Below are 14,342 nucleotides of genomic sequence, written 5' to 3' on the forward strand. Positions count from 1 at the left end.
TTTACTTCACCCCCATCCACCGCTCACAATATACCCTTCATCTTTCAAGCTGCTGCTTTGTTGGCTGCACTCACTCACCCCAGTCACATAGTTATCTATGCTCCTGGGGATTCGTTCACTTGCCGCCGCGCTGCAACTCGAAATCTATTAGGTATAAAAGCAATGTTTACTGTAAGAGATGATTATGAGCCACTTTTTTGCCCACCTTTCCCGTTTGAAACTGATTAACCGTTGGCCTCTGATGCGCAATGTACGTACAGAAAATGTGTCCGAACATAGCCTACAGGTAGCTTTTGTCGCACATGCCTTAGCCATTATCAAAAACCGCAAATTTGGCGGCAACGTGAACGCTGAACGCATTGCGTTGTTGGCTATGTATCACGATGCCAGCGAAGTTATCACCGGAGATTTACCCACTCCGGTCAAATATCACAATCCCCATATCGCGAGGGAATACAAAAAGATAGAAAAAATCGCACAGAAAAAATTACTGGAAATGCTGCCGACAGAGCTGCAAGAGGATTTCCGCTCAATTCTGGATGACAGTCAGCATACAGCAGAAGAAACTTTTATCATTAAGCAAGCCGATTCTCTGTGTGCTTATCTGAAATGTCTGGAAGAATTATCGGCAGGTAACCATGAATTCAATCTGGCGAAAACCCGGCTTGAAAAAACCCTGGCTGATCGTCACAGCCAGGAAATGGATTACTTTATGCAGGTTTTTGTACCAGGATTCAACTTGTCATTGGACGAAATTAGCCTCGACATTCCACATTAAAATGGAAACAACCAAGGGATGACCAGCACACTTATCACCATCACCAACATGGTAAACGGCACGCCCAAACGGACAAAATCAGAAAACTTATAACCACCGGGGCCAAGAACCAGCGTATTGACTGGGGATGAAACCGGGGTCATAAATGCGGCAGAAGCTGCTACACCAATAATCATGGCAAATGGCATGGGAGATACTGCCATTTCACGTGCGGCAGCAATGGCTATCGGCGCCATTAACACCGCCGTTGCCGTATTGGAAATAAACAAACCAATTATGGCGCAAAGTATAAACAGACATACCAACATCACCCTCGGCCCCATATCGCCTGCAATATCCATCAGGCCACGGACTATCAAATCAATCCCGCCCGTCTTCTGTAATGCCAGCGCAAACGGCATCATCCCGACAATCAGGATAATACTAGGCCAATGAATCGCGCGGTACGCACTTTCCATATCAATACAACGGAATTTTCCCATCAACAGGCAGGCTATCAATGCGGCAATGACATTAGGTACTTCATCGGTAAGCATCATGGCTACCATGAGTACCAAACTAAAAAGCGCATGCGGCGCTTGAGATGTTGCCGGGGCTACCTCTTCAATCTCAACCGGTAGATTAAGGACAATAAAATCGCGCATTTTGGTTTTTAGGACACGGATCAATTTCCAATCACCAATAACCAGCAAAATATCCCCAAGTTGTAGTGGCTCATCGACCAGCTTACCCGATAACGATTCCCCATCACGTCGAATACCAACAACATTCAAACCATAGCAGGTACGAAAACTTATTTCCCGCAGCGACTTACCCAATAAATCCGATTCTGGGATCAGAGAAACTTCCGCCATCCCCACGTTACGAGATTGTTCAGAGAAATATTCTCCACGCAGCACCATCGGTTCTAATAATTGCTCACTGCAAAATTGACGCAGATCCACCTCACCGTCTGACATATCAACCAGTAGCACATCCTGCGCTCTCAATTCGGTATTGCCCATCGCGCTGACCATAACACGCCGAAAACGCCGCCAGCGCTCAATACCGACGACATTAGCCCCATAGCGGGCACGCAAATTTGACTCATCAAGAGAGAGGCCAATCAACGGAGAACCCGGGCGGACTGCCAGACGACGCGCGCGACCTGATAATTTATAGTCGCGGATAAGGTCACGGAAAGTACGGCGATCCCATTTGTCATGACCTTTATCCGATTGATTATTTCCTAGCCAATAACGAGCAATCAGCATATAACCAATACCGGCAAACAGAATCAAAATACCAATAGGTGTAATAGAGAAGAATTTGAAACCAGGAAGCCCTTCCCGTATCAACTCACTGTTAACCACCATATTGGGCGGCGTCGCTACCAGCGTCATCATGCCGCTGATAAGCCCGGCAAAACTCAAAGGCATCATCAACCGCCGCGGCGAAATCTTCATTCTTGCCGCCACGCTGAGCACCACAGGAATGAAAATCGCAACCACGCCCGTTGAGCTCATAAAAGCGCCAAGCCCCGCAACAGTCAGCATCAGTAACGCCAACATTTTGGTTTCGCTGTTTCCGGCCCCCTTTACCAGCCAATCCCCCATTTGATAAGCAACGCCAGTCCTGACCAACCCCTCGCCGATAACAAACAAGGCAGCTATCAGCAACACATTGGGATCACTAAAACCACTGGTTGCCTCACTTAACGTCAACGTTCCACTCATGACAAACGCGATAATCACCAATAATGCGACAATGTCCATACGCAGTTTACTGGTGGTAAAAAGAACAATAGCTATCAACAGCAGGGTCAATACCCACAAGAGTTCGCTATTCAAAATGGCCTCTATCAACAAAGAAGAAGATATTAGTGTCGAAAACTTGGCTAGTAGACCATTTTATTGAGGGAAAATCTCCAGTTGCGATCAACAATATATCCACTTTTCATCATGAATCTTAAATATCATCAAGAAACGAACGATCGAGTTGTTTAAATGCGCGTTTCAACAGTTCTGCGAGAGATTGATAAGTTGGCGTTTGCTGCACTGGCGCCATTGCGATACCGGCTGCGGCAAATTTATCACGGATTTCATGGAACCATTTCAGCAATGCCGCCGGTAGCGGCGTTGCTGCTCGTTTCCCCAACCACCATAACCCTTGCATCGGTAAACTACAGGCAAACAGCGCCGTCGCCGCCGCTGGACCAAGCTGACCACCCAGTGCGATTTGCCACGTCAACGTAAAAATAGCCAACGGCGGCATAAACCGGATACCAAAACGGGTCGCCTTAATAATCCGGTTTTCAGGAAACATGGGCGCCAATTGTTTCTCAATCGGCCAAGTTTTCATGTATTGCTGTCCCAGTTGCATCTTTCTCAGCCATCCATTACTGGTGGGAGGTGTTGCGCTCATCATGACCTCGATCAATTAAAAACACATTTTTTAAAAAAACATTGTAAATGATAAAATATTTTTTGTAGGATTAAGTATATTTTGTCTTTACTGCTGTCTATCGGTATCCTACATCCACTTTTGTGTTATACACAGCAGTAAAGCGACACATTTTACTTTTTTTACTGCATTTAGGTTCATTTTGTTAACAAATCACGCTATCTCTTAACATCATGGCTGGCAAAAAAGGGGTTTTGAAAATCGAAACCTTATCATCATGCTCTCTGCATTTAGCATGATGTTAATCATTTAATGTCATCACCTTACGCGCTAAGCTAATAAGTAATTGACGTTTTATTAATCACATGTCTTATCTGTAAGACTCAATGACAAACACGATATAGGTATTTCCATGTCAAGTAAGCTGGTACTGGTCCTCAATTGCGGTAGCTCTTCTCTGAAATTTGCTATCATCGATCCTGCTAACGGTGAAGAATATCTTTCTGGTCTAGCTGAATGTTTTAACCTGCCTGAAGCCCGCATTAAGTGGAAAATGGATGGCGCAAAACATGAAGCCGCTTTAGGTGCTGGTGCAGCCCACAGTGAAGCATTGAACTTTATTGTTAATACTATTCTGGCCGAAAAACCAGAACTTTCTGATCAAATCGCCGCAATCGGCCACCGCATTGTTCACGGCGGTGAAAAATTCACGGCATCCGTCACCATCAATGATGAAGTGATTCAAGGGATTAAAGACGCGGTTCCATTCGCGCCATTGCACAACCCTGCTCACCTGATTGGCATCGAAGAAGCGAAAAAAGGGTTTCCGCACCTGACTGACAAAAACGTTGCCGTATTCGACACCGCGTTCCATCAGACCATGCCGGAAGAGGCTTACCTGTATGCCTTGCCATACAACCTGTACAAAGAGCACGGTATTCGTCGCTACGGCGCACATGGAACCAGCCACTTCTTCGTTTCCCGTGAAGCGGCAAAAACCCTCAACAAACCGGTTGAAGAGCTGAACGTTATCGTCTGCCATCTGGGTAATGGCGGTTCTATCTCTGCTATCGTTAATGGTCAATGTGTTGACACCTCGATGGGATTAACGCCACTGGAAGGTCTGGTCATGGGTACTCGCAGTGGCGACATCGATCCAGCGATCATTTTCCACCTGCATGATTCACTGGGCATGAGCGTTGAACAAATCAACAAACTGTTGACCAAAGAATCTGGCCTGCTCGGCCTGACCGAAGTCACCAGTGATTGCCGTTATATAGAAGATAACTATGAAACCAAAGCCGATGCTAAACGCGCTATGGATGTTTACTGCCACCGTCTGGCTAAATACGTTGGCTCTTACTCCGCACTGATGGAAGGCCGTTTGGATGCCATTATCTTTACCGGTGGTATCGGTGAAAACTCCTCACTGGTTCGTGAGCTGGTACTGAAAAAACTGGCTCTGTTAGGTTTCGAATACGATCACGACCGTAACCTGGCGGCTCGCTTCGGTAAATCCGGCGCTATCACTACTGACAACAGCCGCCTTGCTTTGGTGATCCCAACCAATGAAGAATTAGTGATCGCTCAAGATGCAGCGCGCCTGACCGCGTAATAATTTTACTAACCGCCAGTCACTGCTGGCGGTACTATTTTTTGACCAACGAGCAACCGTAAAGAGGTTTCCGTGTCCCGTACAATTATGTTGATCCCTACTAGCACCAGCGTCGGCCTGACCAGTGTTAGTTTAGGTGTAATTCGCTCAATGGAGCAAAAAGGCGTTAGCCTGAGTGTTTTCAAACCTATCGCCCAATCCCGTTGCTGTGGCAGCACCCAAGATCAAACCACAACCATCATCCGCTCTCATTCCAGCATAAAGACCGCTGAACCGCTGGACATGGCATATGTGGAATCTTTGCTGACAACCAATCAGAAAGATGTACTGATGGAAAAGATCGTGGCCCTTTACCACGAAAACACCAAAGATGCAGAAGTTATTCTGATTGAAGGTCTGGTTCCAACCCGCAAACATTCGTTCGCTCAGTCTCTCAACTATGAAATCGCCAAAACCCTGAATGCTGAAATCGTCTTCGTATTGGCGCTAGGTAACGATTCCCCGGAACAGTTGAAAGAACGTGTTGAACTGGCTCGTGCTGAATTTGGCGGCAGCAAAAACCAGAACATTACCGGTGTTATCATTAACAAACTGAATGCGCCGGTTGACGATCAAGGCCGTACCCGTCCGGATCTGTCGGAGATCTTTGACGAATCCTCAAAAGCCACCGTATCTAACATCGATCCGAACACGCTGTTTAAAAACAGCCCATTGCCAATCTTGGGTTGCATTCCGTGGAGTTTTGACCTGATTGCAACTCGTGCCATTGATATGGCAAAACACCTGAACGCCCGCATTATCAACGAAGGCGCGATCAAAACCCGTCGTGTTAAATCCGTAACTTTCTGCGCGCGCAGCATTCCACACATGTTAGAACACTTCCGTCCCGGTTCTTTGCTGGTCACTTCTGCTGATCGTCCAGACGTTCTGGTTTCAGCCTGTCTGGCGGCTATGAATGGGGTTGAAATCGGTGCAATTCTGCTGACTGGCGGCTATGCCATCGATGAGCCGATTAAGCAATTGTGTGAACGCGCTTTCAACACTGGCTTGCCCGTCTTTATGGTTGATACCAACACCTGGCAGACTTCCCTGAGCCTGCAAAGTTTCAGCCTGGAAGTCCCGGCTGATGACCATGAACGTATCGAAAAGCTGCAAAACTACGTCGCACACCATATCAACAAAGAGTGGATCGACTCCCTGACAGCGAACTCTGAACGCCCACACCGCCTCTCTCCACCGGCATTCCGTTATCAATTAACAGAACTGGCGCGCAAAGCAGGCAAACGCATTGTTCTGCCGGAAGGTGACGAACCTCGTACCGTGAAAGCGGCATCTATTTGTTCTGAGCGCGGTATCGCCCAATGTGTTCTACTGGGCGATCCAGAAGAGATCCGTCGGGTGGCCGCTGCTCAGGGAGTAGAACTGGGCGCAGGTATTGAGATTGTTGATCCAATTGCTGTACGTGAGCGTTATGTCCCACGTCTGGTTGAACTGCGTAAAAACAAAGGCATGACCGAAGTCGTCGCACGTGAACAACTGGAAGACAACGTTGTTCTGGGTACGTTGATGCTGGAACAGGGCGAAGTTGATGGTTTGGTATCCGGTGCGGTACACACCACGGCAAACACTATCCGCCCACCATTGCAGTTAATCAAAACTGCGCCGGGTAGCTCATTGGTATCATCTGTATTCTTTATGCTGCTGCCAGAACAAGTTCTGGTTTACGGTGACTGTGCAATCAATCCAGATCCAACGGCTGAACAACTGTCCGAAATCGCCATTCAATCGGCGGATTCAGCTAAAGCATTTGGTATTGAACCACGCGTAGCCATGATCTCCTACTCTACCGGCAACTCCGGCGCCGGTAGTGATGTTGAGAAGGTACGTGAAGCAACTCGTTTAGCGCAGGAAAAACGTCCAGACCTGATCATTGATGGCCCATTGCAGTACGACGCCGCAATTATGGCGGACGTGGCGAAATCCAAAGCGCCAAACTCACCGGTTGCCGGTCAAGCTACCGTGTTCATCTTCCCTGATCTGAACACCGGCAACACCACCTACAAAGCGGTACAACGTTCTGCGGATCTGGTTTCAATCGGGCCGATGCTGCAAGGTATGCGTAAACCGGTGAACGATTTATCCCGTGGCGCTTTGGTAGACGATATTGTTTACACGGTTGCACTGACTGCGATTCAATCAGCACAGGGTGAAGCGTAACCGTTTCTTGCACGCGCCAGTTAAATTAATAAGGTCTGACCTCATTAATAAGGTTCAGACCTTTAAATTTATTCTTCTGCGTTATATACCCGTTATCTTTCAAGTTGCCTCTTTGTTGGCTGCACTCACCCCGGCCACATAGTTATCTATGCTCCCGGGGATTAGCTCCCTTACCGTCGCGATCCATCTTGATATCCATAGGGTATAAACCTTACGCCAATCTTACTTGATGAAATTGGGCATAATTCAATCCGCTTAGTGATTTGTTTTAATTCAGTACAATTTAGAGAAGATTAAAGATCATAATCCGTAGCGGGTTATTTTCAGCACTAATAAGTTTAATCGCTAACACACAGCATACCAATATCAGCATCGGCCTGACTAAACGAGGACCTATTTTAACTGTAGTGGCATGATAATTCCTTGAACAGCAGTTCGACCATCAGATTATGACTACTCTATTAATCGTCTCCAGCAATCTATTTCTCTGGCTACTGGATGGGGCGACTTATATTGAAGCGACTTTTAGTGATGGGTATGTGGCAACAACGCAGGTTTACATTACTCCTGATGACAAATATCCGACAGTCGCCCCGCTATCAAATGGCCCGACATGCCAAACATTACCCGGTCGGGGGGGTTAGATTCAGAATAAGTTGATAAAGTCTGAATAAGCCATTTGTGAAAACTTAGACCTCCGATGTTTCCTGATAATAGCCGAAGATCTGGAGATGTAAATATTCAAGCAAGATGAAATATTGTTCATAAAATCAAAGTATTTGCTTATGCAAGGAAAATAGATATGTACAAAAACTTGTTATTCTGATTGAGTCTAGTGACCGCCTAAACGGCCACCTTTAATGGAATGATGATGATAAAAAATCGTAAACAAGGCCGAGATTATAATCAAAATCAATTCTACTTTTCCTTTTGCTGACTATTAACAATCTGATATAGAATGCCTAAAAAATTCGTATATTTCCCTTTAAAACCATCTAATTTTGATTTATACACATTTACATAGTTAGACCAATCATTTCCACCAAAATCTATCTTCATTTGATTAACCGAAGTTACAAGGTTGTTATTATCACTCAGTAATTTATTAATAACTGTATTATAGTTGTAATTAATGCCCTCACACGCATCAGATAAATCTTTTGTGGAATTATTAACCCTGTAGGCAGTAACCAGAGAAGAATTATAGTACACTAATTCTTTCTCTCTATCAGCAATCTTTTCTAAGGCAACCAGATATGCTTTAGCTTCAGAATACACAATTGGCACTATTATAGTCAAGATAATTCCGATGATACCGACAATAACACCAGAGTCTAATCCGTCAGCTTCTTCTTCAGAGAATTTTTTTGTATTAAGATTCATTTTCTGTATAACAACTTCGATAGAGAAAGGTTTTTCTTCCTGATTGTTCAAGAGTTTGTTAAATATTTTAATAAAGAGATTGTCTTTTTCAGCCATCAAATCTCTGATTTCTCTAAGTCTATCTCTATTCTCCCTATTTGAGATTTCCTTAAGTGAATTATAAATACGTAGTGAATCTTTTACATATTCTTTAGTATCATCCCTTACTATTTTTGCTTTGTCGCGGACTCTATATTTATCATTCAGACATTTTTTTAAATATATATCTTTTGACTCTAGAAAACCCATTAACTGTACTATAAAATCCCGGATTTCACTGATATTAGGTGAAGCTTTATTTATTTCATTCTTTATGCTATTCACAACAGCATCTACATCTGCTGAAATAAAGTTAATATACTTTGGAAAGTCAGATAGCAAAGTATTTAATTCATGCCCCTGTTTATTGATAAGAAGTTGTATATTACTGGTAATATCAACCAATTTTGAGAGATCAACATCATCACCAATATAACGAACATTTAAATTATTTTTCTCTAAAACTATTATGCTTTGCTTGAACTTACGACAAGCGCTAATAAATTCAGACATATTATCCATAGATGGTCCTATTTTTAGGTGAGTTATAATATATATATTTCATCTTTGGAATGTAATAAATGTATAGCAATGAGTCAATGATTAAAAACAATAACCACATTATAATCAATGAAATTACATCACAATATGATTTCATTAATTTACTTAAATATAAAACTATAAATTTTCAGATTATCCTAACGGTATGACTATTTATCTCAGCGAAGAGTAAAAGCAACAACTCATCAACCTGCATCGGACGTGCAGGGATCGTCATATCTGTGATCGCATACGATGCGTTTTACTCTCTGCTGATGGATGGTCTCCTGATATGATCGCCCGTTCGCAACTTATCCACGAAAACACTGTCCGACGTAACCTCAATGACTGGCTTAATGAAGCCAAGCTGAAGCCCGAAAATGGCGGCTCTCAGAGCTATCTCAGCGAAACACAGACTCAGGCACTTATCGCTATCTGACCGCGAATCTTCTGTCCACCACACAGGCCGTTATCTGTCTTGTCGAAGAATGGTGGAATATCAGTTACACCATTCCCGGTATGAATAAATGGCTGCACCACAATGGATTCAGTTATAAAAAACCGACCAGCGTGCTACACAAGTTCAATGCGGAACAGCAACGGGCCTTTATGGAAGCTTACGGGAAACTGAAGCAGGAAGCCGGAGACCATGAGCCCATCCTGTTCATTGATGGCGTCCATCCCACGCAGGGGACGAAGCTCGCTTATGGGCTGGATGCGAAAAGGCCAGAAAACCGCAGAAAAAACAACGGGCAGCCGTACCCGTCTGAACCTGATGGGCGCCCTGAATTTGGCCGATATCAGTAAAACAGTGGTACGCGAATATGACCGTATCGACAGTTGTCACATTGCAGAGTTTTTCATTGCCCTGCGTGAAACCTATCCGATCAGCCAGAAGGTTCATATTATCCTTGACGGAGCGGGTTACCACCAGAGCAGGCTGGTGAAAGACTGGGCTTATGTAATGAATATTGACCTTCATTACTTGCCGCCATACAGCCCGAATCTGAACCCGATAGAAAGGCTGTGGAAGGTGATGAATGAACAGGTCAGAAACAATCATTACTTCGCCTCAACGGCCTTGTTCAGACAGGCAATACATCGCTTTTTTACGGAAATATTACCGGAACTTGCCGATAACCTGTCGTGCCGTATTAATGACAACTTCCAAGTTCTGAATCCTGCATCTTCAAGTTAAGTGGGTATATTTATCATCAAAGAGCTTACATCGAATGATATTAAAGAAACTATCTTCGACAACTACAATATAGACTGAATATATGACAAGAAATTTGCATATATAAACATTAACTTTTAAAGGATTTTTTGAATGGCTAAATTATCTGCTATCAATAATATTATTAATGAAACTGAAGACAATATTCATATTATACAAGGTGAAGAAAATGGCAAACTTTATACGTTGAAAAGAAACTCAGAACTTAAGGTTTACATACGAGTCCCATGGATTGGCAATCAAGACGAAGGGCATAAGGCTATTCGCATAACAATCAGTAGTTATGATAATACTATTTGGCTTTTCCAAGATTACCATCGCCCAGCAGATCAGGATCAAATTAAATATTATGAAGGTAAAGAATTTAACTATCAAAACGCAATAAATGTGCCAGGAAGGAGTAAAGATGGAGGAGATAAGACTTTGTATTTCAAAGAAGAGAAAGTTAAAGATAAAGATGGTAACATAATATCTAAAACTGTTTTCAGATTCCTCTGATTATATAATGGCCATTAAATTTCCCCTACAAAATAAGGTTGTAATTAACTTAATATCTATTGATTGAGTAGGTCATTTCAATGAAGTAAACCCCAATTATTGGACAGTTTACCCGGTAGTTAACATGGTCTGAGTTCGATATTGTCCCGGACTCAGACCTTTTCAGAAGAGCTGAAGCTCTTCGCTAGTCTTACTAGATGTTAAAGCCTATTTTGGTGGTCTTTTTGGTAATAATACATAAGCAACCTGAGCTTGTATTTTATTCGTTGATAACCAATCGTTAAATATATTCCCTATTCCACGTTACTTATATTCGACATCACAGCTTTCCGATATCCCTCTTCTACCTAACCCATACGATGATGTTCCAGCTTCCGCTTTAGGGCGGCAATTATGTGCAGTTGTAAAATCACCATATAACCACCCTGCCCTTTTCGTCTTGAATTCAATAACAACTCCTGGATTATTATTGGTTAGATAACTTTGTGAGTAAATGAATTTAGGTGTAATTCCACAGAAAACGTTTTCTTGAACACAAGAAATTTTTTCATTCCTATTCATATCAAATTCTTGATATTCATTTATCTGCATTCCTCGATACCAGTACATCGATTCTTCTATCTCATTATCACTATTTACAGTTTTATTACTCGTTAGTGTAAGTTTATTCGATGTGTTGACTGTAACTTTAAGAATACAATTTTCATATATAAGACATTACTTTGGTCTTTGCCAATCCATTTACCGTTATCGCGTTTTTACCTGATTTCTAATGTCCTCCAGATCTTCCATACAGGTCATGCTGAAACTGCTAATAGCCAATAAAAATGGCGAAATAAAGAAAACTTTTTTATTCAAATTCATGTTTCTCTCCTTAATTAATTTATAGTTTTAGCATTCAATGGAACAAAAATTAATTTCGTTATTATTAAATTGAAATACAATTTACGACATAAATAATAATCTAAATTGCAACTCAGGCATAAATAAGGAATTAATAACCATAGAATATTGCAATATAAATCATTTAATTCAACTGATTACTATTACCTTCCTTAAGTAAGGATAGATTATTAAATCAAAAAATACAAATTACAGAATCACAAATAATTTATCAGCATTCAAATGTTATATATAAAAAAATAACTACTAATTTTTTATACAATAACAGTCTAAATAACCTCATAATGTAGATTCAAAAAATACTACCGATTTTATTTATTAACATAAAATACAGCATTTACTTAAATTTATCACCAATAAAAAGCACCGAAATCATGAATATTCGGTGCTGTATTTTTTGAAAAAAATCATTTAAAACTGACAATCACACGACTAAAAAAGATATCAAATATTATTTTGCCAATAATACATAAGAAATTACAACATCTATTTTTGCTGGTTTTTCTAGCCACTTATTAAATACATTCCCTATTCCAAGTTTCTTGTATTGGTCATCACAACTCGCTGATGTTCCTGTCACGCCAAGACCGTATGTTCCTCCCCCCTCAGCTTTAGTTTTACACTTATGCTTAATTGTAAAGTCATTATATAACCATTTCGGTTCTATTGTACTAAACTCAATAACAACTCCAGGGTTTTCATTTGTCAAATAACCTCGCGAATAGGTAGATTGGGGAGCAATTCCACAAAAATTTTTCCCTTTAACACAAGGAAGGCTTTTATACTTATTCTGGTGAAACGCTTTATATTCCTTTATTCCCATCCCTCTATACCAGTACATCGCATCTTCTTCATTATTATCGCGATTTGCCGCTTTCTTATTTACTAATGTCACTTTATTAGGTGTATTTGCTGTGACTGAAAGTGTACAATTTTTATACATAGACATTACTTTGGTATCTTTCAGCCCATTTTTAGTGATTATTTTTTCTATCTGTGGATCTGTCTTACATGCCATACTAAAACTACTCATTGCGAGTAAAAAAGGGGAAATAAGGAAAACCTTTTTATTCAAATTCACGTTTCTCTCCTTGATTTATTTATTTTTTCATACTTAATTAAATGGAAATAGGCTTCATTATTATATGTTGATTTAAAAAACACTATTGCAGACAATATATAGAAAATTAACCAATATATTGGTCTTCATTGTTATTATCTGTCTCAAATAAGGTAGATTATTTAACTATAAAAAACAAAAACAAATTCCAATATAATTAAATTAAAAAATATTCCATTATAATATATAACAAAATATAGTAACAACATAAGATAAAAAATAGTTATATATTTCTATCCGAGCACTATCGGTTATATCCTCCAGCAAGGGCGATAAGCTTTAACCAAAAAAGCACCGAAGTTATAAACATTCGGTGCAATATATTTCAACAAAAATCATTTAAAGCTAAAATCTATTTTGCTAATAATACATAAGAAATGATGACATCTATTTTAATCGGCTTTTCTGATAACCACCTGTTAAATACATTTCCTATTCCAATTCGCCTATATTCTGCATCACAACTTGCCGATGTTCCTGTTACGCCAAGCCCATATGTTCCTCCGCCCTCAGCTTTATACTGACAGTGATGTTTAGTTGTAAAATCATTATATAACCAGCTAGGTTCTATCGTACTAAATTCAATAACAACCCCTGGATTTCTATTTGTCAGGTAACTCTGTGAATAAGTGTATTCAGGTGCAATGCCGCAGAAACTTGCTTGTGTAACACAAGGGATATTTTTATACTTATTCCCGTCAAATGCTATATATTCATTTAATCCCATCCCTCGATACCAATACATCGCTTTTTCTGCCACATTATCACGTTTTGCCGCTTTACTGTTTGTTAATGTAACTTTATTCTGTGTGTTTGCCGTGACGGTAAGTGTGCAATTTTTATACATTGACATCACTTTAGTACCAGCTAACCCATTTTGGGTTATTATTCCTTCTATCTGTGGATCTGTCGTACATGCCATACTAAAACTACTCATAGCTAATAAAAACGGGGAAATAAGGAAAGCCTTTTTATTTAAGTTCATATTTTTCTCCTTGCTTTAATTATGATCTCGGTATCCAATGGAACGATAATAAGTTCCATCGTTATTATTAATATACCTATATATAGTCTTTTAAAGAAATAATAACTTAACTCACAATGTCGCTATCAATAAAAACTTGGCAACAAAATAACATTACAATATAAACCATTTGATTTAATAAGTTTATCTTGTTATTTTCCAACTTAAATAAAAATAGATTACTAAATCAAAAAAGACAAACTCCGACATAATTAATAAAACTTTAATTTAAACATCAAAAGTAAGATAGTAAAAGAATAAAAATAGAACAATTTCAATCATCTATATAATTAACAACCTGAGAATTCTTACAATATTATATATACAATCAAATAATCATTATATTTTTATACCATAATAATCTAAAGAATATTTTCTCATTATTATAATGACATCGCCAAAGCTCATAAAAGTTTCATTGACAATAAAGACCAATAATTATTTATCTCTCTTTATAATATACCGGTTATCTTTCAAGTTGCCTCTTTGTTGGCTGCACTCACTGCGGGCATAATATGTTGTCTAATCAGAACGATTAAACCGGGCATCCAGCCCGGTAATAGTGAA

Annotated in this window: 10 protein-coding genes and 2 pseudogenes; 6 read left to right on the top strand and 6 right to left on the bottom strand. The window is 40.4% G+C overall.

Translation table 11 applies throughout. From position 1 onward, the window contains the following. Nucleotides 1–184: 184 nt before the first annotated feature. Nucleotides 185–778, top strand: a complete 594-nt coding sequence (gene yfbR / locus TI10_RS18080; protein WP_049584769.1) for a 5'-deoxynucleotidase — start codon at nt 185–187, stop codon at nt 776–778. Here yfbR and TI10_RS18085 read toward each other — a convergent pair. Both TI10_RS18085 and yfbV read right to left on the bottom strand, forming a co-directional pair. Next, on the bottom strand, nt 775–2,607 hold the full coding sequence (locus TI10_RS18085; RefSeq protein WP_049584770.1) for an SLC13 family permease: 1,833 nt from the start codon (nt 2,605–2,607) through the stop codon (nt 775–777). The two genes, yfbR and TI10_RS18085, sit on opposite strands and share 4 nt — an antisense overlap. Before the next feature lie 118 nt (nt 2,608–2,725). After that, the gene (gene yfbV / locus TI10_RS18090; protein WP_049584771.1) at nt 2,726–3,181 is read right to left on the bottom strand and encodes a terminus macrodomain insulation protein YfbV; all 456 of its coding nucleotides are present in this window, start codon (nt 3,179–3,181) and stop codon (nt 2,726–2,728) included. 391 nt (nt 3,182–3,572) lie between these two features. Between yfbV and ackA the strand changes: the two genes are divergently transcribed. The 3 genes and pseudogenes from ackA to TI10_RS25255 form a co-directional block, all read left to right on the top strand. Beyond that, nucleotides 3,573–4,775: an acetate kinase gene (gene ackA / locus TI10_RS18095; protein ID WP_049584772.1), complete on the top strand. Its 1,203-nt coding sequence runs from the start codon at nt 3,573–3,575 to the stop codon at nt 4,773–4,775. Between the two features lie 87 nt (nt 4,776–4,862). After that, nucleotides 4,863–6,992 carry a phosphate acetyltransferase gene (gene pta / locus TI10_RS18100; RefSeq protein WP_074524968.1) on the top strand — a complete coding sequence of 710 codons (2,130 nt, stop codon included), beginning with the start codon at nt 4,863–4,865 and terminating at the stop codon, nt 6,990–6,992. 503 nt (nt 6,993–7,495) lie between these two features. Continuing rightward, nucleotides 7,496–7,636: pseudogene (locus tag TI10_RS25255) on the top strand (PqaA protein); the annotation flags it as partial. 274 nt (nt 7,637–7,910) lie between these two features. Here the strand turns inward: TI10_RS25255 and TI10_RS18105 are convergent. Next, nucleotides 7,911–8,975, bottom strand: a complete 1,065-nt coding sequence (locus TI10_RS18105) for a hypothetical protein (RefSeq protein ID WP_049584774.1) — start codon at nt 8,973–8,975, stop codon at nt 7,911–7,913. Between the two features lie 223 nt (nt 8,976–9,198). Between TI10_RS18105 and TI10_RS18115 the strand changes: the two are divergent. Together TI10_RS18115 and TI10_RS18120 are read left to right on the top strand one after the other, a co-directional pair. Continuing rightward, nucleotides 9,199–10,191, top strand: a pseudogene (locus tag TI10_RS18115) (IS630 family transposase). A gap of 132 nt (nt 10,192–10,323) precedes the next feature. Then, complete coding sequence (locus TI10_RS18120) at nt 10,324–10,728, top strand: hypothetical protein (RefSeq protein WP_049584775.1); 405 nt, start codon at nt 10,324–10,326, stop codon at nt 10,726–10,728. Between the two features lie 303 nt (nt 10,729–11,031). On the opposite strand, the gene TI10_RS26190 is transcribed toward TI10_RS18120, so the two are convergent. The 3 genes from TI10_RS26190 to TI10_RS18135 form a co-directional block, all read right to left on the bottom strand. Continuing rightward, entirely contained in the window at nt 11,032–11,319 is a 288-nt protein-coding gene (locus TI10_RS26190; protein WP_244161650.1) for a hypothetical protein, read from the bottom strand. Nucleotides 11,320–12,082: 763 nt separating this feature from the next. After that, nucleotides 12,083–12,712, bottom strand: coding sequence for a hypothetical protein (locus TI10_RS18130; RefSeq protein WP_049584776.1), 630 nt, complete (start codon nt 12,710–12,712; stop codon nt 12,083–12,085). Between the two features lie 391 nt (nt 12,713–13,103). After that, nucleotides 13,104–13,736, bottom strand: coding sequence for a hypothetical protein (locus TI10_RS18135; RefSeq protein ID WP_049584777.1), 633 nt, complete (start codon nt 13,734–13,736; stop codon nt 13,104–13,106). Nucleotides 13,737–14,342 lie beyond the last annotated feature (606 nt).

It is taken from the genome of Photorhabdus luminescens subsp. luminescens (assembly GCF_001083805.1).
Classification (GTDB): Bacteria; Pseudomonadota; Gammaproteobacteria; order Enterobacterales; family Enterobacteriaceae; genus Photorhabdus; species Photorhabdus luminescens.

Bases quoted from the DNA above. Each gene is read 5' to 3' on its own strand.
- yfbR (WP_049584769.1), top strand. From the start codon at position 185: ATGAGCCACTTTTTTGCCCACCTTTCCCGTTTGAAACTGATTAACCGT.
- yfbV (WP_049584771.1), bottom strand. From the start codon at position 3,181: ATGAGCGCAACACCTCCCACCAGTAATGGATGGCTGAGAAAGATGCAA.
- ackA (WP_049584772.1), top strand. From the start codon at position 3,573: ATGTCAAGTAAGCTGGTACTGGTCCTCAATTGCGGTAGCTCTTCTCTG.
- pta (WP_074524968.1), top strand. From the start codon at position 4,863: ATGTTGATCCCTACTAGCACCAGCGTCGGCCTGACCAGTGTTAGTTTA.
- TI10_RS18105 (WP_049584774.1), bottom strand. From the start codon at position 8,975: ATGGATAATATGTCTGAATTTATTAGCGCTTGTCGTAAGTTCAAGCAA.
- TI10_RS18120 (WP_049584775.1), top strand. From the start codon at position 10,324: ATGGCTAAATTATCTGCTATCAATAATATTATTAATGAAACTGAAGAC.
- TI10_RS26190 (WP_244161650.1), bottom strand. From the start codon at position 11,319: ATGCAGATAAATGAATATCAAGAATTTGATATGAATAGGAATGAAAAA.
- TI10_RS18135 (WP_049584777.1), bottom strand. From the start codon at position 13,736: ATGAACTTAAATAAAAAGGCTTTCCTTATTTCCCCGTTTTTATTAGCT.